The organism is Clostridium sp. SHJSY1 (genome assembly GCF_031626875.1).
Classification (GTDB): domain Bacteria; phylum Bacillota; class Clostridia; order Clostridiales; family Clostridiaceae; genus Clostridium.
In genome coordinates, this window is the sequence record NZ_JANDMF010000021.1 from 1 (window position 1) to 21868 (window position 21868).

A 21868-nucleotide genomic window follows, 5' to 3' on the forward strand; every position below is an offset into this window, starting at 1 on the left:
TAGCTCAGTCGGTAGAGCAGAGGACTGAAAATCCTCGTGTCCCTGGTTCGATTCCTGGTCGAGCCACCAGGAAAAAGCACTAACTTAAGTTAGTGCTTTTTTATATTGATAAAAATATTTATATAAATGGTTAAGGTTAGAAAATTAATTAGTTGTTATAAGTATTATATACTGATAAAATGTACTTATACTATTTTATATTAAAAGGAGAAAAACAATGGAAAATAAGATATGGGCAGTTGTTGCAGGAAATGAAATAACAGATAAGGATTTAAACGAAATTATTATGAGATATCCTGAGGATAAAAGGATGTATATGAACAACGAACAAAGCAAAAAGCAATTATTAGAGCAAACTATAGCTTTTGAGTTATTTGGAAAATTTGGAGAAGAGATAAAATTAGATGAAACAGATGAATACAAAGAAACTGTAAAGAAGTTAGCTAAAGAAATTCTTATACAAATGACAGTAAATAAGGTATTATCAGAAGTTACTGTTACTGATGAAGAAGTTGAAAATTATTATAATGAAAATAAAGAAAAGTTTATGGATCAAGCTACAGCATCAGCTAAACACATTTTGGTTGAAAAAGAAGAAGAAGCAAATAAGATAAAGTCAGAAATAGAAGAAGGAAAGATGACTTTTGAAGATGCAGCTAAAGAATATTCAACATGTCCATCAAAAGAACAAGAAGGAAATCTTGGATCGTTTGGTAGAGGAATGATGGTTCCAGAGTTTGAAGATGCAGCTTTTGCAGCAGAAATAGGAAAAGTAACACAACCAGTTAAAACTCAATTTGGATATCACTTAATATTAGTAGAAGAAAAAAATGAACCAAAAGAAAAGAATTTTGAAGAAGTTAAAGATATGGTTACTGGACAATTGATTCAAGAAGCACAACAAAAAAAATACCTTGATGTAACTAAGGAATTAGAAAACAAGTATGGCGTAGAAAGAAAATAATCAGAAAAATACATAACAAAAATTAAGACTGCTAATTTTGATAGCAGTCTTTTTATTATAAAATTTCATTAAAATTATATATATATTTATCCACTTCAAGCACCAATTTATCTCTTTGATATTCAGAAGATTTATCATAAACAGCTATAACCTTCATATTAGCTAATTTAGCACCTCTAACAGCTTCAAGAATATCTTCAAATACTATACAGTCTTTAGGAGATACTCCTAACCTACTAGCAGCTAAAAGATATACATCTGGATTGCTTTTGTTGAGTTTAGCTTCATCAGTAGTTGTAATAGCATCGAAATAATCATAAATACCATTTGATTTTAATACAGTTTCTAATAATATTTTATTATTGCTTGTAGCAAGAGCAATTTTTATTCCTAATTTTTGTAGATAATTTAGGAAAGGTAATACTCCAGGTTTTAAACTAACTTTATTAGAATAGAAATTGTAAGCCATGCTATTCCAAGTATTTAGAATAGTTTCAATAGAATCTTCTAATTTAAATTTAGATTTGAAGTAAATTGCTGTTTGCTCAAAGCTAAGATGACCAATTTCATCTTTTAGGTTTGATGGAACTGGGATACCCTTTGAAGAAAGATAATTAATATCTATCTGTTCCCATACCCACATAGAATCGATAAGAGTACCATCTAAATCAAATATTGCTCCTTTTATATCTTTAAGCATATGTCACCTCAGAATATTTATATAGTGTAATAAAAAAAGGTAGACAATAATCTACCTTTTAATTGGTCGGGGTGACAGGTCTCGAACCTGCGACCTCATGGTCCCAAACCATGCGCGCTACCATCTGCGCCACACCCCGTAGCACATATACTATTATATATTGATGTACATAATATGTCAAATATAACTTCTAAATCTGGCAATAAAGAAAAATATCAAAAAATGATAATTTAGTACTAAAGAAAAATAATAAATTAACGATAATATATAAATAGAGCATAAGAATAAGCCTAAATAAGATGAATTGTCTACGAAATAAAGAATATGATAGGATTTAATAGGATAATAGAATATATGTTGGATAATGAACTCTAATTTGGGATAGAGAAAGTATATAAAAACCACTACACATTGTTTCATAATAAGTAAAATGTTATAATTATATGTAAAGTTTAGGATTTTATATACTGCGAAGGGAGGGATGGTCAAAGAGACCATTATTTATGAAAAGAAGAATTATATCTGCAATTATTGCAGGAGTATTTGTTGTTACAACTATGGCTTCAACTATTCAAGTTAGTGCAGCTCCGTCAGACCAACAAGTGCAGCAGCAAAGAGATAAGTATGAGGAATTAAAGGGAAAAGTTGCTCAAGAAAATGAAAAATTACAGGCATTTGATAATCAAATAAGCCAATTAACTAGTAAAATTGATAATAATAATAAGCAAATTGACGATATAAACAAAGAGGTAGAAAATACAAATAAAGAAATTGAACAAACTAAAACAGATATATCTGATAAAGAAGAGTTATTAGGAAAAAGATTGAGAGAGATATATAAATCAGGTGGACAAACTGATTATATTTCATTAATTGCTTCTGCAGATAGTTTAAGTGATTTAATTAGTAAAGTAAATGCAGCTGTAAAGTTAGTTAATACAGATCAAAAAATTGTAGGTGATTTAAAAGATAGCAAAACTAAGCTTGATGAAAAAGTAGAATCACTAGGAACAAAATCAACAGAAGTTCAAAATATTAATAATGATATAAAAACACAAAAGGATCAAGTTGATCAAAAGAAAACAGAACAACAAGCAGTTAAGGAAAAAGCTCAAACAGAAAAAGATAAGTTCTATAAAGAGTATTTAGTTCCAATAGAAAGAGAATCAACGCAAGGGTTTGTAAGCACTGCAAATAATCCAAATAGTTCAGTTGATGATCTTAATGCTGCAATTAGTGCATTAAGAGCTATGAAAGCTCAGCTTAAGAGTAGTGAAGTTGAAACTGAAGTAAATAATGCTATTGAAAATGCTAAAAAATTAGTTAATGAGAAACAAGCAGCAGCAGAGGCTGCAGCAGCCGCTGCTGCAGTAAGTTCAGCAAAGGTAAATAGAGGTGGAGATGTAAAAGCGTCTGTTCCATCATCTACAAGCACTTCAGCAATTGTGAATTATGCATATAAGTTCATAGGTTGTCCATATGTATGGGGAGCAACTGGTCCTAGTACATTTGATTGTTCAGGATTTACATCATATGTATATAGAAATGTAGCAGGAATAGATATAGGAAGAACTACATATGAACAAATTAATGCAGGAAGAGAAGTTTCACGAGATGAGTTACAGCCAGGAGATTTGGTATTTCCACATGATGGACATGTAACTATATATATTGGTAATGGACAAGTAATACATGCACCTCAAACAGGTGATGTAATAAAAATATCACCAATTTGGAAGTTCTGGAGAGCTAGAAGAATATTATAGTATAAATAGTAGACAAGCTATTTTGGATGTAAGTAAAAGCCATCTAAAATAGCTTGTTTTTTTATATGAAAGGGATCACTATAAAAGCACATAAATATTTATTTAGATAACATTTTTTTGAAAAATAATATATAATTACTAAGAGAATTGTCGTAATTGAGAGTGAAAATATTTACAGTATGGAGTATAAAGTAGAATTTCATAGAAAAATGAAATATAATTAGGGTAATGAGAGATAAAAAAGCTAGATGACACTACCTAAAGTTGTTTCAAAACAAATATGATGATATAATCCTTGTATATCATTTCGAATTTTCTATACAAATGAGGGGGGGGATGGTCTAAAAGACCATGTAGATGAACAGAAGAATAATATCTGCGATCATTGCAGGGGTGATGATTATTACAACTATAACTCCAACAGTTCAAGTAAGTGCAGTTCCATCTAATCAAGAAGTTCAACAATCAAGAGATAAGTATGAAGAATTGAAAGCAAAGGTTAATGAAGTTAATCAAAAAGTTCAAGAGTTTGATGATCAAATAAGTCAATTAACAATTAAGGTTGATGGAAATAATAATCAAATTAGTAATATAAACAAAGAAGTTGAAGGCGTAAATAAAGAGATTGATGTAATGAAAACGGATATGTCTGGGAAAGAAGAAGTTCTAGGAAAGAGACTTAGAGAAGTATATAAATCAGGTGGACAAACCAATTATATTTCATTAATTGCATCTGCAGATAGTTTTAGTGACTTGATTAGTAGAATAGATACAGCTGTAAGATTAGTTAATATGGATCAAAAAGTTGTACAAGAGTTACTTGATAATAAAAGTAAGCTAGATGAGAAAGTAGATACACTAGCAACAAATGCAAGTCAAATTCAGAGTATTAATGATGAAATACAAGTTCAAAAAGCAGAGCTTAGCCAAAAGAAAACGGAGCAACAAAATCTTGTAGATCAAGCAAAAACAGAAGAAGATAATTTTAATAAGCAATTCTTAACTCCGATGGAAAGAGAAGTTGCACAAGGTTTTATGGATGTAGCTAACAATAAAGATAGTACTGTAGCACAACTTAATGATGCAGTTTCAACATTGACTGCTATTAGAGGTCAAACCAAAAGTGCTGTAGTTATTAATGAGATAGATACTGCTATTAAAGCAGCTAAAAAGACAATTAGTCTAAGTAAAACGCCAGGAGCGGCTAATAGAGGAGTTGTTGCATCTGGAAATGCAGGATCACTATTGTCATATGCTTATACTTTATTAGGAAGACCATATGTATGGGGAGCAAAGGGACCTAACTCTTTTGACTGTTCAGGATTTACATCATATGTATACAGAAATGTAATGGGAATAGAAATAGGTGCAAGTACATATGAACAAATTAATGCAGGAGTAGAAGTTTCACAAAGTGAATTGCAACCAGGAGATTTGGTATTTCCACATTCAGGACATGTAGCTATATATGTTGGTAACGGACAAATGATACATGCTCCACGTACTGGGGATGTAATTAAAATTGGACCAGTATATGCATTCTGGAGAGCTAGAAGAATATTAAAATAGAAAAATAAAACAAGCTACCTTAGTATAGAAGAGTTATCTAAGGTAGTTTTTTATTTGTTAGATATTAAATATTAAGGTATAATAATATGTATCATTTTTGCGGAGTTGATAAATATGGACAAGATTAAAATATATGAAGATGAATCCATTGATGATTTACAGCTAAATGGATTAAAATTGATTCAGAAAAAAGATTCGTTTAGATTTGGAGTGGATGCAGTTTTGCTATCTGATTTTGCAAATGTAAAGAAATCTTTTAGAGTAGTAGATTTATGTACTGGAACAGGAATAGTACCATTTTTAATTTTAGGAAAATATTCGCCTAAAGAAGTAGTTGGAATAGAAATACAAGAAGATATGGCTAATATGGCTGAAAGAAGTACTAAATTAAATCAAGTAGAGACGAATATTAAAATTTATGCAAATGACCTAAAAAATATTAATTTTTTAAAAAAATTAGGAAGATTTGATGTATTAACAGTAAATCCACCATACAAGCTAAATAGTTCTGGAATAATAAATCCGTCAGATAAATTGGCTATAGCTAGACATGAGGTTATGTGTACACTAGAAGATGTTATAATAGCAGCGAGAACTTTATTGAAGGATAATGGACGAATTTATATGGTTCATAGACCAGAAAGATTAGCAGATATCTTTACATTAATGAGAGAATATAAGATAGAACCTAAAAGGGTAAGGTTTGTTCATCCGAATACCAAAAAATCGCCTAATATAGTCTTGATAGAAGGACAAAGAGATGGTGGTAAGTTCCTTAAGTGGGAAGCACCATTATATGTTTATAAAGATGAGGGTGGATATAGTGATGAGATAAACTCAATTTATGGAAGGGAAGAAATTTAATGTGTGAAGGAAAAGTTTTTTTAGTACCAACTCCTATTGGAAACCTGAAAGATATGACATTAAGAGGATTAGAAGTTCTGAAGAGTGTTGATATTATTGCAGCTGAAGATACAAGGCAAACACTAAAATTATTAAATCACTTTGAAGTAAAGAAAACATTAATAAGTTATCATAAACATAATGAGAATATAAAAAGTGAAGAAATAATAAAAAATGTTCAGCAAGGAAAAAATGTTGCTATTGTAACTGATGCAGGAACTCCAGGAATTTCAGATCCAGGAGCAGTAATAGTTGAAAAATGTATAGAAAATAATATAGGCTTTGAAGTTCTTCCAGGAGCAACAGCAATAACAACAGCACTTGTATATTCAGGACTAGATACAACAAAGTTTCAGTTTAGGGGATTTATATCAAGAGAAACTAAGGAAAGAAAAAAAATATTTGAAGATATTAGAGATGCCAAAGAATCGTTGATTTTTTATGAATCTCCACATAGATTAATAAGCACTTTAAATTTAATATTAGAAGAATTAGGAAATAGAAGAATAGCTGTTTGTAGAGAACTCACTAAGTTACATGAAGAAATAAAAAGAGGAACTATAACAGAGATGATTGAATACTTTTTAGAAAAAGGGATAAAAGGTGAATTTGTATTAGTAGTTGAAGGAAAGCAACAAAAAGATATAGATAATGAAAATAGAGAGAAGTGGGAAAGTTTAACCATAGAAGAACACATTATGCTTCTAATTAATGAAGGACTTACCAAGAAGGAAGCAGTAAAAAAAGTGGCTAAAGATAGAGGGATGGAGAGAAATGTAGTATATAAGATTTCTACAGATATAGAAATATAAAAAAGAGTACCTCTTAGGGATAGAGGTACTCTTTTTCAGTATGATATTAATAAAATACTAAATTATGTATCTGTGTATTATCTTCCATTTTTCATTTCTTCAAGACAGTTCTTGCAGATATTCTTACCTTTATAATTTATAACATCTCTAGCATCACCACAGAAGATACAAGCTGGTTCATATTTCTTTAATATAATTTGTTCACCATCTACATATATTTCTAAAGCATCTTTTTCTGCGATATCTAAAGTCCTTCTTAATTCTATAGGAATAACAATTCTTCCTAATTCATCTACTCTTCTTACTACACCTGTTGATTTCATTTTAAATTCCTCCTTATATTTGCATTGTTCGACATTTTACATTATCATATTACCAAATTTGTAATATAAAGTCAACCAAAAATGTGAAAAAAAGTTTTTTTTATTTACAAATTTCTCTCTAAAATAAGTCTAAATTGAATATACTACCATTTTTTAAAAATGTCAATAGTTTACATTTGATTTTTTTATACTTTTTTTAATTATTCAACTCATTTTGAATGCATAATAACTACAAATTAAGTAAAAACTATATTAGTAGTGCAAAAAAAATATAGAGATGAGTACATTGAATAAAAAAGATAAAAATTAACAATAACTTGTAGAAAAAGCGATAGTTTGTCGAAAAATATTATTATATATAATATACCATTCAATCCCAAGAATAGCAATAAAAAAATAATGATTTATTAAAGTAACTTGTAATAAGTTTTGCTATACTATATAATATAGTTAGTTACGAATAAGTAAAGGGGAATACATATGGGTAGTAAGTTTGATTCAGATTATATAAATAATTTAGTAAAGGATATATCAAAGGATAATGTTATTCCATATAGTGATTTACCACAATATGATTTGTTTTTATCACAGGTAATAGATTTTTTAAATGATAGATTTTCTAATGATAAATATACTAATAATATTGTTCAAAATTATATTAAAAGTGGAGTTATAAGTAAGCCAGAGGATGGGAAAAAGAGGGGATATACTAAAATACAGCTAGTAGAGCTTGTTCTTTTAAGTTATATGAGACCAATACTAACAACAGAAGAAATAAAGAAAGTATTTAGATTAGCCTTCAATGAAATAAATGATAGAGATGATGATGTAATATCCTGGGAATCGGCATACAAAATATTTACAGAAATTCAGCAAGAAAGTTGTAATCAGATATTAGAAAACTTTGTTAAAGATATTAGTAAGATTGATAAAGTTATGAATTCTCTTGAATTAGACAAAAAAGATGAAGAGAGAATAAGAGTTTTTATTAGTGTAATGTCGTTGATGGCACAAGCAAGTATAATAAAAAAATTAGTACAAAAAATTACTAATGAATATGATTCAGAGTAGGAGAGAAGAATCTCCTATTTTTTATTTTATAGAATAAAGGTGAGATGGTGTGGTATTAGAAATAAAAAAATCTGTGAGAGAATTTGTTGAGGTTGTCTTAAAGTCTGGAAGTTTAGATAATAGATTTAAAACTAATGCTAGGGCTTTAGAGGGGGTAAAGGCACATCAAAAATTGCAAAAAAGCAATAATGAAATTTATAAAAATTATGAAAAAGAAGTATACTTAAAAACTTATATAAATATGGAAAGTTTCATACTTCATTTAGAAGGACGATGTGATGGGATTATTAGTGATGGAAATAGCATAATTGTTGAAGAAATAAAATCTACATATGTACCATTAATAGAGATATTTGAAGATTTCAATGTTATGCATTGGAGTCAAGGAAAAATATATGCATATATGATATGTAAAGAAAAAAATATTAAAACAATATATGTTCAATTAAGTTACTATAATTTAGAATCTAATGAAGTAAAGTCCTTTTTAAAGAAATATGAATTTAAAGATTTAGATATATATGTTGAAGAACTTGCTAATTATTATAAAAAATATGTACTTATTGAAATAAAACATAGAGAACTGAGAAATGAAACAATAAAAAAAATGAAATTTCCTTTTGAAAAATATAGAGATGGACAATTAAAGCTTATTAAAGCTTGTTATGGAACAATAAAGGAAGGAAGAAAAATATTTTTACAAGCACCTACAGGAATAGGAAAAACAATATCAACTGTATTTCCAAGTATTAAGGCATTGGGTGAAGGTTTAGCAGATAGAATATTTTACTTAACAGCTAAAGGTGTAAATAGAAAAGTTGCTGAAGAATCATTTGAAATATTAAGAAATCAAGGATTGATATTTAGATCAATTGTAATAACAGCAAAAGAAAAAATATGTTTAAATGATAAAGTCAACTGCAATGAGGAAGAGTGCACATATGCAAAGGGATATTATGATAAAGTTAAAAATATTATTTTTGAAATAATAGAGAAAGAAAATAATATTTCAGTAGATAAGATAATTTATTATGCAAAAAAATATAAAGTTTGCTCTTTTGAACTGTCTTTAGATTTAGTTAAATGGTGTGATGGAGTTATATGTGACTATAATTATATATTTGATCCTAAAGTATATCTTAGACGTATAGTAGATGAGGATGGAGAAAAAAATATTATTCTTATAGATGAAGCTCATAACCTAGTTGATAGAAGTAGAAGTATATATAGTGCAAAACTAAATAAAAGTAAGTTGCTAGATTTTAGAAGAGAAGTTAGGGGAATATTACCTAACTTATATAAGAGTATAAATAAAATTAATAAATTATTTATAGAGGAGAGAAGAAATTGTGAATCTCAAGAGAAAAACACCATGGTTTACAAGGCAATCCCAAAAGAATTATGCAAAGAGTTAAGAGGTTTTAATAAAGAAGCTGAGGAAATTCTTACAAGAAAAGATAAATTAAATTTTCATGAACTATTATTAGAGATATATTTTGATATAAGTAGTTTTTTAGCTATTTCAGAAATGTATGGTGATGATTATGTAACTTATGTGGATACAAATAAAGATGAAGTTTTGATTTCTTTATTTTGTGTAGATCCTTCAATTAAGTTAAAAGATACAATGAATAAGTTTAGAGCTGTAATACTTTTTTCAGCAACATTATCTCCTTTTCAATATTTTATTAAAGTATTGGGGGGAGATGTTAATGATTATAGACTTAAATTAAAATCTCCTTTCCCCAAAGAGAATCTTAAAGTGTGCCTATATAAAGGTAACACTAGATATTCTGCTAGGGATAAAACATTATCCAAAATATGTTTCAAGATTTTGGATTTTATAGAAAATATCAAAGGTAATTATATAATATTTTTTCCATCATATGAATATTTGAATAAAGCACGAATCTATTTTAGAGATAATTTTGAAGAGAAAAAAATAATTTTTCAAGATTCAAATATGGATGAGGGAGCTAGAGATAAGTTTTTAGCTGAGTTTAAAGAAGAACGAAATACAATAGGACTCTGTGTAATGGGAGGAATGTTTTCAGAAGGGATTGATTTGCCAGGAAATAAACTTATTGGAGTTGTAGTGATAGGAGTGGGATATCCTAAAATTTCGTTAGAGGGAGATATTATAAAAAGTCATTTTGGTGAAGAAGGGGAGAGAATAGCATATGTATATCCAGGAATAAATAAGGTTATGCAAGCTGTAGGGAGAGTAATTAGGACAGAATATGATAAAGGTAGAGTGTTACTTATTGATGATAGGTATATAAAAGGAGAGTATTTTAACTTATTACCAAATGAATGGAAACCATTGAATATTATAAACTAATATAAAAATGAGAATAATAGCATAGAATAGAAGAAGCAATAAAAGGATTGATTGGTGATAACATGAACAATATTAAAAAGAGTAAAATTGATTTATTAATACATCTAATAGTTAAAGTTAATAAAGATGATATATTTGCACTTGCATCACAATTGGCATATTATTTAGTATTATCTTTTTTTCCATTTTTAGTATTTCTGCTTACATTAGTTGGATTTTTGAATTTAAATTCAAAAGAAGTACTTGAAGGATTAAAAACTATTTTACCTTTATCAGTACTAGAATTAACAGAAACAACTATAGTAGAAGTTTTACAATCTCAAAATACAGGGTTGTTGGGAGTTTCTATCATATTATCTATATGGTCAGCATCATCAGGATTTAGAGCAGTTATAAAGGGAATTCATAAAGCTTACAACATAGCAGATGAAAGATCATATATAAAGAGAGCAACTATATCTTTTGTTAGCACTATAACATTAGCAATAACAGTTATAATGGCACTTCTTTTATTAGTATTTGGAAAGGTTATTGGAATTTATTTAGTTGAGACATTTCCTTTTGGGAATGCGATCGGAGTAGTATGGAATATTTTAAGATATGGAATTATTGTATTTGTTTTAATATTGGTGTTTGCAGCCATATATAGATATACTCCATCAAAACAACTAAAGTGGAAAGAAGTTTTACCAGGAGCAGTTTTTAGTACAGTAGGTTGGCTAATGATATCAATAATATTTTCATTTTATATAAATAATTATAATAATTATTCAAGATTTTATGGAAGTTTAGCTGCAGTATTTATATTAATGATATGGTTATTTTTATCTTCAATAATTTTCATTTTTGGAGTAGAAATAAACTCTGTATTAGATATAAATAGGCAATTAGTGAAAAAATAGATTATATAGAAAAAATAAGGATAATATTTGAATATTAATTTATATTCATGGAAACACTTAAAAATGAAAATATTCAGGAGGTGTTAAAATGAATAAAATAATTATATTAGGAAGACTTATTAGGGATCCTGAACTTAGAACTGTAGAAGCTGGGGATAAAGTATTTACAAAGTTCATAGTTGCTGTTGATAGAAATTTTAAATCAGCTGATGGGACTAGAAAAGCTGATTTGATTCCAGTAACAGTTTGGGGAAAAAAGGCTGAGGTAGTATGTAAATACTTAAAAAAGGGTAATTATATTAGTTTAAGTGGAAGGCTAAGAACAGGGAGTTATGAAGACAAAGATGGAAATAAAAGATACATAGCTGAGGTAATTGCTGAAGACTTTAAATTTGTAGGTGCAAAGAGAAGCGAAAATGATGAAGCTACAAACAATCAATAGATAAATAAGAAATACTAAGTAAACATAAGATAAGAATGGAATAAGAATTTTAGATTCTATAAAAGAAATATATTTTTATGTTAATAAAGAGGCAGTATACAGTTTTTTTACTTTATACTGTCTCTTTTTATAATGGGGGAGTTTTAATATTATATTGAGAAATTATTTTATTATAGATACTAAATAAAAAAGTAAGCATAGTCAGTAAGAATGTAATATAACTTATATGAAGATGATTAAAAAATTAATTATAGTACAAATTTACTAGTTAAGTTCCTACTTTTGTAAGGATAACCTAATAATCGACATATTTATATATTTAGATTATATGAAAATGGAGAATTAGAAAAGAAGAAAGGTATATTAGGTTTTTTTATGTCATTAAATAAAAAATGGTTTTAATGAAAACGGGACAACCTTTGACAATGTTTGCTTTTCGACTATGATAGAATTGTTTTATAAAAGGGAAATTACATAAAGGGAGATGGAATAATGTTGGTAAATAGAGAGGTTATAACAAAAGATTCAAGTGGGATGGAAAGAAAGTATATTTATAAAATAACAGAAGAAGTTTTAGAAGGAATTAAGGAATATGGGATAGAAGTAATAAGAGAAGATACTGAGTTGGGGTTAGTTACCAATAATGTTAGAAGTGAAGTAAAATCTATTTCACATAAAAAAGAAAACGTTTCTAAGATATTACATGTGCTATCAAGAAATGAGGTATCACCAATTCATTTGTTGGATGTAGTAGAAGAGTATATTGACAAAAGTTCATACATATAGTGTATAGATAAAACTTTGATATAATATAAATATTGGAGAGGGGTATACATATGATAAGAGGAATAGGGACAGATATTGTAAAAGTTAAAAGAATAGAAAAAATAATTAATAGAACCCCAACATTTGTGGAAGGTGCATTTACATATGTTGAGATATGTTATTTTGATAGTAAAAAAAATAAGGCAGAGAGCATTGCTGGGATGTTTGCAGTAAAGGAAGCAGTTAGTAAGGCTATAGGAACTGGAATTAGAGGGTTTGGGTTACATGATATAGAAGTAATTCATGATGAATTAGGGAAGCCTAATATAAATCTTAGTAATAAAATAATAGAAAAGTATAATCTTGAAAATTGTAAAATACATGTTACTATATCACATACAAATGAAGATGCTGTTGCATTTGTAGTAATTGAAGAGGTGATATAAATTTGGAAATATTATCAACAGAAGCTGCAAAAGCATTAGATTCATATACAATCAATGAAATTGGAATTCAAGGCATAGTGTTAATGGAAAATGCAGGATATGGGATAACAAATGAATTAATTAACAAAGGAGAAAACTTTATATTTATCTGTGGGATCGGAAATAATGGTGGAGATGGACTTGTAGTAGCAAGAAAATTAATTATAGAAAATAAAAAAGTTAAAATTTATATAGTTGGAGATACAAAAAAAGTCAGTTATGGATTTAAAGTTAACTATGAAATTTTAACTAAAATGTCAGTTGATTTAGAATTTGTAAATATTGAAGATAATATAGAAAAAATCAAGACTGATATACAAAATGCAGATATTGTAGTGGATGCTATTTTTGGAATAGGATTAAACAGAAAAATAGAAGGAGAGATACATAAATTAATTGATTTAATAAATCAATATTCTAGGTTTACCATAGCTATTGATAATCCATCAGGATTAGATTGTAATACAGGGAATCCTCTTGGGCTAGCAATTAAAGCTAAGGAAACACTAGTAATAGAAGTATTTAAAAAGGGATATTTTAATTTAAAAGCTAAAAAATTTTTGGGAAAAATAACTGTTATAAAAATTGGTATTCCAAAGAATGTAGTGGAAAAATACAGTGAGAATATCAAAATGTTAGAAGATTTAGAGTATAAAAGAATGATGCCTATAAGAGAAGTGTATGGCCATAAGGGGAGTTATGGAAAGGTGTTAATTTTAGCTGGAAGTCAGGGATTTACAGGAGCTGCATACTTAGTTACAGAAGCAGCTGTGAGAACAGGAGCAGGGCTAGTAACATTATTAGTTGAAAAAGAAATACAATCTCTTATGTCAGCTAAGTTAACTGAAGCTATGACGATTTGTTATGATGAAAAGGTAAAAATTGAACAATTAATAAATAAGGTAGATATAATAATTTGTGGTCCAGGGCTTGGATGTGAAAACAAAAATAAAGATATGTTAGAGAAGTGTATATCTAATAGTAAATGTCCTATTTTAATAGATGCAGATGGATTAAATATAATTTCTGAAAAGGAGAGTTTACTGAAGAAATTAAAAGGGCGAGCTGTTTTTACTCCACATCCAGGAGAAATGGCTAGATTAACAAAGAAAAGTATAGAGTATATTGAGTCAAATAGAATTGATGTGTGTAGAAGATATTCAAAAGATTATGGAGTCATAACAGTATTAAAGGGTTATAATACAATAATTTCAGATGGTGACAGTGTAATAATAAACAATACTGGAAGTAGCAAAATGGCCTCAGGAGGTATGGGAGATTGCCTTTCAGGAATAATTGGTTCATTAATTGCACAAGGTATGGAGATTTTTTCAGCTGCAAAATTAGGATGCCATATTCATGGAACTATAGGAGATCTTGTAGGTAAGGAAAATTATGTTGTAAATGCACGAGATATAATTGTGAACATTCCTAAAGTTATGCAATATATATTAACAAAATAGAATAATTCTGTTCATAAAGTAATATTAGTATTAATGAGTAATTTAAATTGGAGGAATCATGAAAACAAAATTTAAAGTAGCTAATAAATGGTTATTATTAATGGCTGTACCATTTATTTCTATAATACTAGTTGTTATTTTTAGACATGAATATTATCCGACTAATGAAGAAATTCTTGAATTTATTAAAAATACAAAGGCATATTCTTCTCAAGTGGACTATACAATAAAGAATTCTAGGGGAGAGTATAATGAGGAAACTAATATATACTATGGGAAAGAACTAGGAATGAGAATAGAGTTTGGTCAAGAAAGAGTCAAGATTTATAAAGATGGATATATAAGTATGAATGATAATGGAGAAGAGTATAAAATTGATGAAGATTTGGATAAAGTATATACATTATCATTTGTCAGTAATCTATTATCAAATGAAATTAAAGAAGTTAAAGAGGGATCAGAAGAGTGGGGAGATACAAAGTATCTTGAAATTGAGATTTCTCTTCCATTTAAAAATAATCATATGAGTTTGGCTAAATTATATATAAACAAAAAAGATAAATGTCCAATAGTGACTAAAATTTATGATATAAACCACAATGAAAAGATGACAATTGTATATAAGAATTTTAAATATTTAAATGAGATAAATAAAGAAATGTTTTAAATTAATAAACATATTACAAATATAAATAGAACTAAATTAAAATAAAGTCTGTACTTAATATTTAACTAGAGTGGTAGATATATGTAGTGGAATGGTAGAATCTATTTTAATTTATTTTGGGAAAAATAGTATAAAATGATAATAAATAGTATACTGAATGATTATTCTGTAAAAATAGAAAAAAAATCCACAAAACCTTTGACATGTTGACATTATTTGCAATATAATTTAATTATACATAAACTCTTACTACCAGGGGGGAAAAATATGTCATCATCAAGGGAATTAAAAAGAAAAAAAAGAGCAAGACTTGTAAATAATAGGAAATCATTTGGAGATAGTTTAATACAATGTAATGAGAAGCGTGATTATCGTAAAAAATTTGACTTAATGAGAAAAGGGTATATAGAAATGGGAGAGATAAATTTACAACTTGCAATTGATAATGAAAGTGAACTAGTTGATATTAATAATTATGAGACATGGCTTTGCGGAGTGTGATTTTTCAAATGACGACAATGGTAGTAAAAAGGGGAGATATTTTTTATGCAGATTTAAGCCCTGTAATAGGATCTGAGCAGGGGGGAATTAGACCTGTGATAATAATGCAAAATGATATTGGAAATAGATATAGTCCAACAGTAATTGTAGCAGCAATAACATCACAGATAAATAAAGCTAAATTACCTACTCATGTAGAAATATCATCTGAAGAATATGGACTAAATAGAGATTCTGTTGTGCTTTTAGAACAGATAAGGACTCTTGATAAAAAGAGATTAAAAGAAAAAATAGGACATATGACAGAAAGTGATATGACAAAGGTAAATAAAGCGTTATTAATTAGTTTGAGTTTAGGGTGAAAAGTACAAGCTTAATTAGTATAATCGAGGTAGGTAAACTATCTCGATTTTTTTATAAGTTGAATTGAAATCAAAAGATATTCTATATAGAGTAGCATAAAAAAACAAATAATATATACTATATAATTTAAAACAAAGAAAAAGAGAACATTATCATACAATTAGAGTATCCAAAACATTTTTTTTATGGTAAAATATTATTAATAAATAAGGGAAAAATAGAGAATATAATTGCATTAAAATAATTAGGAGGATACTGTAATGAAAAAGAACAAAGAAGAACTAATTCAAATTTCTAAGCAGATTAGACAAGATATTATAGAGATGTTAACAGCATCAGGATCGGGTCATCCAGGAGGATCATTATCATCAGCAGATATTGTTACAACATTATTTTTTAATGAATTAAATATAAATCCTGAGAATCCTAAAGATGAAAACAGAGATAGATTTGTATTATCAAAAGGTCATGCAGCACCAGTTTTATATAGTGCTTTAGCAAGAAGAGGGTATTTTGATCCAAAAGAATTAATAACTTTAAGAAAATTAGGTTCAAGGTTACAAGGACATCCTAATATGAATGATGTTCCAGGAATAGACATGTCTACAGGATCATTAGGGCAAGGAACATCAGCAGCTGTAGGTATGGCTTTAGCTGGGAAGTTAGATAAAAAAAGTTATAGAGTGTATGCTATATTGGGTGATGGGGAATTAGAAGAAGGACAAATATGGGAAGCTGCTATGTCAGCAGCTCATTATAAACTAGATAACTTAACTATATTTATTGATTTTAATGGACTTCAAATAGATGGCGATATAACTAATGTTATGAATCCATCACCAATAGATAAAAAGTTTGAGGCTTTTGGATGGAATGTGATTGTTATAGATGGACACAACTATGATGAAATTTTAGATGCTATAGAAAAAGCTAAAAATCTAAAAGAGAAACCAACTGCTATTTTATGTAATACTATAAAAGGTAAAGGGGTTTCGTTTATGGAAAATGAAGCAGGATGGCATGGTGCAGCTCCAAGTAAAGAACAATGTGAAATAGCAGTTAAAGAATTAGGGGGAGATAGATAATGAGTAATAAGAAAGCAACTAGAGAAGCTTATGGAAAAGCATTAGCAGAACTAGCAAATGAGAATAAAAATGTAGTGGTTTTAGATGCAGATCTTTCAAAATCTACAAAAACAGCTGATTTTAAAGTTGTTGCCCCAGAAAGATTTTTCAATATGGGAATAGCTGAAGCTAATATGATGGGAGTTGCAGCAGGTCTTTCAACTTGTGGAAAGATACCATATGTTAGCACATTTGCAATGTTTGCAGCTGGTAGAGCATTTGAGCAAATTAGAAATTCAATATGCTATCCTAAATTAAATGTTAAAATATGTGCAACTCATGCAGGTTTAACAGTTGGAGAAGATGGAGCTTCACATCAAGCTATTGAGGATATATCACTTATGAGAAGTATCCCAAATATGACAGTAATAAACCCAGCAGATGATATAGAAACAGAAGCAGCTATAAAAGCTATAGCAAAAGTTAAAGGCCCTTGCTATGTTAGGCTTGGAAGGATGGCTGTTGCAACTGTTAATAATGATAAAAACTATAAATTTGAAATTGGTAAAGGAGTTACCCTTTCTGAAGGAAAAGATGTTACTATAATTGCAACTGGAATTATGGTAGAAGCAGCATTGGAGGCAAGAGGTATATTATTAGAAGAAGGAATAAGTGTTAAAGTGATAAATATACATACTATTAAACCAATAGATAGAGAACTTATTATTAAAGCAGCAAAAGAAACAAAAGCAATTGTAACTGCAGAGGAACATAATGTAATTGGAGGTTTAGGTGCAGCAGTTTCAGAGGTATTATGTGAAGAGTTCCCAGTACCAGTTGTTAAAGTAGGAGTTAATGATGTATTTGGAGAAAGTGGAAAACCAAATGAATTATTAAAGGCTTATGGATTAACTGCATCAGATATAGTTAAAAAAGTTAAGAAAGCAATTGAGATGAAATAAATAGTAATATATTTTTATTTTAAAGTGATAATACTTAATGAGTAATGTACAATTTACAATTCAAGTAAAAGATGAAAATTAAAAAATATCTTTTATTTATATTTGTTTATTGTACATTTATTTTTTATAAGCATTTAAATAAATCGTTTCAAATTTAGTATAAAGTATGCTTTTATAGTTAATTTATTATAGATGTTAATTAAATTAATAGAATTATTGAGTAAGTAAAAATTAAAAAATATAAAATAATATAGTAAAGGATATTTTTTTTCCATGATAGGAATTATAATGATATACGAGATATTATATGGAGGAATAATTATATGACTAAAAAAACAATAAAGGATTATGGTTTAATTACTTTTGGAATAATCTTAGTGGCACTGTCGGTGGAATATTTTTTTGCCCCAAATAAGTTAGCAGCAGGTGGGGTAACAGGAGTAGCAATAGTTCTAAATAGTTTGGTGCCATACTTAAGTGTGGGGCTTATTACTCTTGTGGTGAATTTGGCGTTATTTGTAGCAGCATTTTGGTTAATAGGAGGCAATTTTGGAGCAAAGACTATATATGCAAGTTTAGGACTATCAGTAATAATGTGGATTATTGAAACTTTTTTTGAGCCTTTTGCAATAACTAAAGACTTAGTGATTGCATCAACATTTGGAACTTTGATTTCTGCATTTGGTATGGCGATTGTATTTAATTGTAATGCTTCAACAGGAGGAACAGATATTTTAGCTAAAATATTAAATAAATATTTTCATATGAATATTGGAAGAGCACTTCTAATTGTAGATATTATAATAACTTTTGCAGCTGCAATGATATTTGGTTTAGATATTGGATTTTATGCTATGTTAAGTGTAATTATATTAGGTATTACTATAGATAGATTTATTGATGGCTTTAATTCGAGCAAAGAGATAATGATAATGAGTGATAAGCATGAAGAAATTGGTGCTTTTATACTAGAAGAATTAGATAGGGGATGCACATATTTAAAAGGTGTAGGAGTATATAGTAAAAAAGATATAAAGGTAATTTATACAGTATTAAGCAGAAATGAATTTATAAAATTAAAAGATTTTATAAAAGAAATTGATAGAAGGGCGTTTATTAGTGTAAGGGAATCTTATGAAGTATTAGGGGAAGGTTTTATGGAAATGGAATAGCAAGGAGAAAACATATGAAAAAATTTAAAGAATATTTATTTATAACTATAGGGATTATCATTGTTGCAATTGGACTAGAATTTTTCTTCTTTCCAAATAAAATTGCATCAGGAGGGGTGGCTGGATTAGCATTAGTACTTCAAGATATATTTAATATAGAGACTGGGCCAGTAATGTTTATATGTAATGCAGTATTATTTGTAATAGGATTTGTTTTAATTGGAGGGAGTTTTGGAGTTAAAAGTATATATGCGGGTATGGGATTGTCTGTAATTCTTTCAGTAATTGAAAAATTAGGTGTTATAAGAGCTGTTACTGATAATTTTATGCTAGCTACTTTTTTTGGAAGCGCTGTTCTAGCAATAGGGTCTGCAATTGTTTTTTCACAAGGATCATCCACTGGAGGAACTAGCATTACTGCAAAATTAATTAGTAAATATTTTTTCGTTGATATTGGAAAGGGACTACTTGTTTCAGATTCTGTTGTAATACTTTTAGCGATGTATACTTTTGGAATAGAACTTGGATTATATGGACTGTTAAGTGTATATTTAACAAGTACATTAGTTGACAAATTTATTGATGGATTTAATTCATGTAAACAAGTAGTTATATTCACAGAACAAGAGGAAATGGTTGTTAATTATATAACAAGAGAAGTTGATAGAGGGTGTACGGTATTTAATGGGAAGGGTGGATATACAGGGGAAGAAAATTGTGTGATTTTTACTGTATTAGATAGGAGGCAATTTATACAATTAAAAAAATTTATGAAAGCTGAAGACCCTAATTCATTCATTACAGTAAATGAAGCACAAGAGGTTTTAGGAAAGGGTTTTGGTAATATATTTGAAGTCTAAAACTAAATTAGTTTGAAAAAAACAAAAAAATATATATAATATAGGCAGGGATAGTCGTTTAAACAAGTGTTATGTTATAATGTCTCTATATGTTATAATAATTCTAGAGAAAAAAGATGAATTGAGGCATATTTACATGAAAATAAGGAGTGTGGTAATGTGATTAGGTTTAAAAATGTTTCAAAAATATATGATAATAATGTTAAAGCCCTTTCAGATGTTAATGTAGATATAGAAAATGGGGAGTTTGTGTTTTTAGTAGGACCATCAGGGGCAGGTAAATCAACTTTTATAAAAATGTTGTTGAAAGAAACAGAACCTACTACAGGTAAAATTAAAGTTGATGATATAGAATTAGCTAATTTAACAAGAAAAGAAATACCTTACTTTAGAAGAAAAGTAGGAATGGTATTCCAAGATTTTAGATTGATTCCTAATTTAAATGTTTATGAAAATGTTGCTTTTGCTATGAAAGTTGTTGAAGCATCACCAAGAGAAATAAGAAGAAGGGTTCCTATGGTGTTGTCACTAGTTGGACTTGCACATAAGTATAAGATGTTCCCAGCTGAATTATCTGGTGGAGAACAACAAAGAGTGTCTTTAGCAAGAGCAATTGTAAATAATCCAAGTGTTCTAATTGCCGATGAGCCAACAGGAAACTTAGATCCTGAAACAGCAAGTGAAATAATGTTGTTGCTTGATGATATTAATAAAGCAGGAACTACAGTTTTAATGGCAACACATGCAAAAGACATAGTTGATACTATGAAAAAAAGAGTTATAGCAATGGAAGGTGGAGAAATAACAAGAGACGAGAAGAGGGGGATGTACGAAAATGAAGATTAGTACTATTAATTATTTAGTAAGTGATGCATTTGTTAGTTTAAGAAGAAATAAGACCATAAGTTTTGCATCAATAATAACTGTATTAATTACATTTATGGTTTTGGGAATTTTTTCAATTATTGCAAAGGATGCTAGTTTAGCAATTGAAGGTGTAGAATCAAAAGTTGAACTTAAGGTATTTCTTAAAGATGATGTACAATTAATTGATAAAAGAGAAATTGAAGTAAAGCTTAGAGATCAAGCAGGAGTAAAATCTGTAGTATATGAATCAAAAGAAGAAGCTTTCAATAATATCGAAAAAAGCATGGGTGAGAGTGAAGGATTATTACAAGGATATAGTCTTGATAAAAATCCATTCCCAGAGTCATACATAGTTAAACTTGAAGACCCAAGTTATGCACAAGCTGTTGGTGAATCTGTAAAAGAACTACAAGGGGTTGAAAGTATAAGTAACCAACAAGACATAATAAATACAGTGCAAAATGTAATCAAAGGAATTAGAATAGTAGGTATAGTTCTATTTATAATTCTAATAGGAGTTTCTGTCTTCTTAATAATGAATACTACAAAATTAGCTGTATATTCAAGAAGAAGAGAAGTTGGGATAATGAAATTTGTTGGAGCAACAGACTGGTTTATAAGATGGCCATTTATAATTGAAGGAATGGTTATGGCACTTTTGGGAGCTTTGCTTTCTACATTAGTAGTATTTGCAATATATAAAGGTGTATTTGCATTTGTTGCATCTAAGATGTTAATGGTAAACTTGGTAGATCCTACATATGTATTTAAAACTTTATTATGGAAGTTTGCATTAGGGTCTATAGCTGTTGGTGGTACTGCAAGTTATGCTGCTTTAAGAAAGTTCTTAGTAGTATAATTATAAAAAATAAGAATAGAATAGTTACTGTACAAAGATAATCTTGC

General features: G+C 28.5%; 23 protein-coding genes and 1 tRNA gene. 21 read left to right on the forward strand and 3 right to left on the reverse strand.

The features are described from left to right. The first annotated feature begins 217 nt into the window (after positions 1 to 217). A complete protein-coding gene (locus NNC19_RS10990; protein WP_310938699.1) occupies positions 218 to 964 on the forward strand; it encodes a peptidylprolyl isomerase in 747 nt (248 codons plus the stop codon). A gap of 55 nt (positions 965 to 1019) precedes the next feature. Here the strand turns inward: NNC19_RS10990 and NNC19_RS10995 are convergent, their stop codons facing one another. After that, positions 1020 to 1664 carry an HAD family phosphatase gene (locus NNC19_RS10995; RefSeq protein WP_310938700.1) on the reverse strand — a complete coding sequence of 215 codons (645 nt, stop codon included), beginning with the start codon at positions 1662 to 1664 and terminating at the stop codon, positions 1020 to 1022. A 63-nt stretch (positions 1665 to 1727) separates the two neighbouring features. Then, positions 1728 to 1803, reverse strand: a tRNA-Pro gene (locus tag NNC19_RS11000). Between the two features lie 364 nt (positions 1804 to 2167). On the opposite strand from NNC19_RS11000, the gene NNC19_RS11005 reads away from it, so the two are divergent. The 4 genes from NNC19_RS11005 to rsmI all read left to right on the forward strand — a co-directional run bounded on the left by NNC19_RS11005 (position 2168) and on the right by rsmI (position 6714). Next, positions 2168 to 3430 (forward strand): NlpC/P60 family protein, encoded by a 1263-nt coding sequence (locus tag NNC19_RS11005; RefSeq protein WP_310938701.1) that lies wholly within the window; start codon positions 2168 to 2170, stop codon positions 3428 to 3430. Positions 3431 to 3787: 357 nt separating this feature from the next. Then, on the forward strand, positions 3788 to 4999 hold the full coding sequence (locus NNC19_RS11010) for an NlpC/P60 family protein (RefSeq protein ID WP_310938702.1): 1212 nt from the start codon (positions 3788 to 3790) through the stop codon (positions 4997 to 4999). A 114-nt stretch (positions 5000 to 5113) separates the two neighbouring features. Further along, entirely contained in the window at positions 5114 to 5863 is a 750-nt protein-coding gene (locus NNC19_RS11015) for a tRNA1(Val) (adenine(37)-N6)-methyltransferase (protein WP_310938703.1), read from the forward strand. After that, complete coding sequence (rsmI, locus tag NNC19_RS11020) at positions 5863 to 6714, forward strand: 16S rRNA (cytidine(1402)-2'-O)-methyltransferase (RefSeq protein WP_310938704.1); 852 nt, start codon at positions 5863 to 5865, stop codon at positions 6712 to 6714. Before NNC19_RS11015 ends, rsmI begins: the two co-directional genes overlap by 1 nt. Before the next feature lie 77 nt (positions 6715 to 6791). On the opposite strand, the gene NNC19_RS11025 is transcribed toward rsmI, so the two are convergent. Beyond that, positions 6792 to 7037, reverse strand: coding sequence for an AbrB/MazE/SpoVT family DNA-binding domain-containing protein (locus tag NNC19_RS11025; RefSeq protein ID WP_143315991.1), 246 nt, complete (start codon positions 7035 to 7037; stop codon positions 6792 to 6794). 480 nt (positions 7038 to 7517) lie between these two features. Between NNC19_RS11025 and NNC19_RS11030 the strand changes: the two genes are divergently transcribed. From NNC19_RS11030 to ftsX, 16 genes are all read left to right on the forward strand, one after another. After that, positions 7518 to 8108 carry a DUF1836 domain-containing protein gene (locus NNC19_RS11030; RefSeq protein WP_310938705.1) on the forward strand — a complete coding sequence of 197 codons (591 nt, stop codon included), beginning with the start codon at positions 7518 to 7520 and terminating at the stop codon, positions 8106 to 8108. Positions 8109 to 8157: 49 nt separating this feature from the next. Continuing rightward, entirely contained in the window at positions 8158 to 10449 is a 2292-nt protein-coding gene (locus NNC19_RS11035) for an ATP-dependent DNA helicase (RefSeq protein WP_310938706.1), read from the forward strand. Positions 10450 to 10511: 62 nt separating this feature from the next. Then, on the forward strand, positions 10512 to 11351 hold the full coding sequence (locus NNC19_RS11040) for a YihY/virulence factor BrkB family protein (protein ID WP_310938707.1): 840 nt from the start codon (positions 10512 to 10514) through the stop codon (positions 11349 to 11351). Positions 11352 to 11439: 88 nt separating this feature from the next. Beyond that, positions 11440 to 11793 carry a single-stranded DNA-binding protein gene (locus NNC19_RS11045; protein ID WP_310938708.1) on the forward strand — a complete coding sequence of 118 codons (354 nt, stop codon included), beginning with the start codon at positions 11440 to 11442 and terminating at the stop codon, positions 11791 to 11793. 492 nt (positions 11794 to 12285) lie between these two features. Further along, positions 12286 to 12579, forward strand: a complete 294-nt coding sequence (locus NNC19_RS11050; protein WP_310938709.1) for a DUF6514 family protein — start codon at positions 12286 to 12288, stop codon at positions 12577 to 12579. Positions 12580 to 12629: 50 nt separating this feature from the next. Continuing rightward, the gene (gene acpS, locus NNC19_RS11055) at positions 12630 to 13004 is read left to right on the forward strand and encodes a holo-ACP synthase (RefSeq protein ID WP_310938710.1); all 375 of its coding nucleotides are present in this window, start codon (positions 12630 to 12632) and stop codon (positions 13002 to 13004) included. Positions 13005 to 13006: 2 nt separating this feature from the next. Next, entirely contained in the window at positions 13007 to 14506 is a 1500-nt protein-coding gene (locus tag NNC19_RS11060) for an NAD(P)H-hydrate dehydratase (RefSeq protein ID WP_310938711.1), read from the forward strand. Positions 14507 to 14564: 58 nt separating this feature from the next. Further along, a complete protein-coding gene (locus NNC19_RS11065; RefSeq protein ID WP_310938712.1) occupies positions 14565 to 15173 on the forward strand; it encodes a germination lipoprotein GerS-related protein in 609 nt (202 codons plus the stop codon). A gap of 267 nt (positions 15174 to 15440) precedes the next feature. After that, positions 15441 to 15674 carry a hypothetical protein gene (locus tag NNC19_RS11070; protein ID WP_310938713.1) on the forward strand — a complete coding sequence of 78 codons (234 nt, stop codon included), beginning with the start codon at positions 15441 to 15443 and terminating at the stop codon, positions 15672 to 15674. A gap of 8 nt (positions 15675 to 15682) precedes the next feature. Next, positions 15683 to 16036: a type II toxin-antitoxin system PemK/MazF family toxin gene (locus NNC19_RS11075; protein WP_310938714.1), complete on the forward strand. Its 354-nt coding sequence runs from the start codon at positions 15683 to 15685 to the stop codon at positions 16034 to 16036. Positions 16037 to 16297: 261 nt separating this feature from the next. Further along, the gene (locus NNC19_RS11080; RefSeq protein WP_310938715.1) at positions 16298 to 17122 is read left to right on the forward strand and encodes a transketolase; all 825 of its coding nucleotides are present in this window, start codon (positions 16298 to 16300) and stop codon (positions 17120 to 17122) included. Continuing rightward, positions 17122 to 18063, forward strand: coding sequence for a transketolase family protein (locus tag NNC19_RS11085; RefSeq protein ID WP_310938716.1), 942 nt, complete (start codon positions 17122 to 17124; stop codon positions 18061 to 18063). Before NNC19_RS11080 ends, NNC19_RS11085 begins: the two co-directional genes overlap by 1 nt. A gap of 323 nt (positions 18064 to 18386) precedes the next feature. After that, positions 18387 to 19235, forward strand: coding sequence for a YitT family protein (locus NNC19_RS11090; RefSeq protein WP_310938717.1), 849 nt, complete (start codon positions 18387 to 18389; stop codon positions 19233 to 19235). A 14-nt stretch (positions 19236 to 19249) separates the two neighbouring features. Then, the gene (locus NNC19_RS11095; RefSeq protein WP_310938718.1) at positions 19250 to 20095 is read left to right on the forward strand and encodes a YitT family protein; all 846 of its coding nucleotides are present in this window, start codon (positions 19250 to 19252) and stop codon (positions 20093 to 20095) included. A gap of 159 nt (positions 20096 to 20254) precedes the next feature. Beyond that, the gene (gene ftsE, locus NNC19_RS11100; protein ID WP_310938719.1) at positions 20255 to 20941 is read left to right on the forward strand and encodes a cell division ATP-binding protein FtsE; all 687 of its coding nucleotides are present in this window, start codon (positions 20255 to 20257) and stop codon (positions 20939 to 20941) included. After that, positions 20931 to 21821 carry a permease-like cell division protein FtsX gene (gene ftsX / locus NNC19_RS11105; protein WP_310938720.1) on the forward strand — a complete coding sequence of 297 codons (891 nt, stop codon included), beginning with the start codon at positions 20931 to 20933 and terminating at the stop codon, positions 21819 to 21821. The genes ftsE and ftsX overlap by 11 nt, the downstream gene beginning before the upstream one ends. Positions 21822 to 21868: the final 47 nt, after the last annotated feature.

Coding starts and splice junctions, on each gene's coding strand:
- NNC19_RS11010 (WP_310938702.1), top strand. CDS start 3,788: ATGAACAGAAGAATAATATCTGCGATCATTGCAGGGGTGATGATTATT.
- NNC19_RS11085 (WP_310938716.1), top strand. CDS start 17,122: ATGAGTAATAAGAAAGCAACTAGAGAAGCTTATGGAAAAGCATTAGCA.
- NNC19_RS11040 (WP_310938707.1), top strand. CDS start 10,512: ATGAACAATATTAAAAAGAGTAAAATTGATTTATTAATACATCTAATA.
- NNC19_RS11015 (WP_310938703.1), top strand. CDS start 5,114: ATGGACAAGATTAAAATATATGAAGATGAATCCATTGATGATTTACAG.
- NNC19_RS11025 (WP_143315991.1), bottom strand. CDS start 7,037: ATGAAATCAACAGGTGTAGTAAGAAGAGTAGATGAATTAGGAAGAATT.
- NNC19_RS11090 (WP_310938717.1), top strand. CDS start 18,387: ATGACTAAAAAAACAATAAAGGATTATGGTTTAATTACTTTTGGAATA.
- NNC19_RS11050 (WP_310938709.1), top strand. CDS start 12,286: ATGTTGGTAAATAGAGAGGTTATAACAAAAGATTCAAGTGGGATGGAA.
- NNC19_RS11030 (WP_310938705.1), top strand. CDS start 7,518: ATGGGTAGTAAGTTTGATTCAGATTATATAAATAATTTAGTAAAGGAT.
- acpS (WP_310938710.1), top strand. CDS start 12,630: ATGATAAGAGGAATAGGGACAGATATTGTAAAAGTTAAAAGAATAGAA.
- NNC19_RS11095 (WP_310938718.1), top strand. CDS start 19,250: ATGAAAAAATTTAAAGAATATTTATTTATAACTATAGGGATTATCATT.
- NNC19_RS11070 (WP_310938713.1), top strand. CDS start 15,441: ATGTCATCATCAAGGGAATTAAAAAGAAAAAAAAGAGCAAGACTTGTA.
- NNC19_RS11080 (WP_310938715.1), top strand. CDS start 16,298: ATGAAAAAGAACAAAGAAGAACTAATTCAAATTTCTAAGCAGATTAGA.
- NNC19_RS11005 (WP_310938701.1), top strand. CDS start 2,168: ATGAAAAGAAGAATTATATCTGCAATTATTGCAGGAGTATTTGTTGTT.
- NNC19_RS11075 (WP_310938714.1), top strand. CDS start 15,683: ATGACGACAATGGTAGTAAAAAGGGGAGATATTTTTTATGCAGATTTA.
- NNC19_RS11065 (WP_310938712.1), top strand. CDS start 14,565: ATGAAAACAAAATTTAAAGTAGCTAATAAATGGTTATTATTAATGGCT.
- NNC19_RS11045 (WP_310938708.1), top strand. CDS start 11,440: ATGAATAAAATAATTATATTAGGAAGACTTATTAGGGATCCTGAACTT.
- rsmI (WP_310938704.1), top strand. CDS start 5,863: ATGTGTGAAGGAAAAGTTTTTTTAGTACCAACTCCTATTGGAAACCTG.
- NNC19_RS10990 (WP_310938699.1), top strand. CDS start 218: ATGGAAAATAAGATATGGGCAGTTGTTGCAGGAAATGAAATAACAGAT.
- NNC19_RS10995 (WP_310938700.1), bottom strand. CDS start 1,664: ATGCTTAAAGATATAAAAGGAGCAATATTTGATTTAGATGGTACTCTT.
- ftsX (WP_310938720.1), top strand. CDS start 20,931: ATGAAGATTAGTACTATTAATTATTTAGTAAGTGATGCATTTGTTAGT.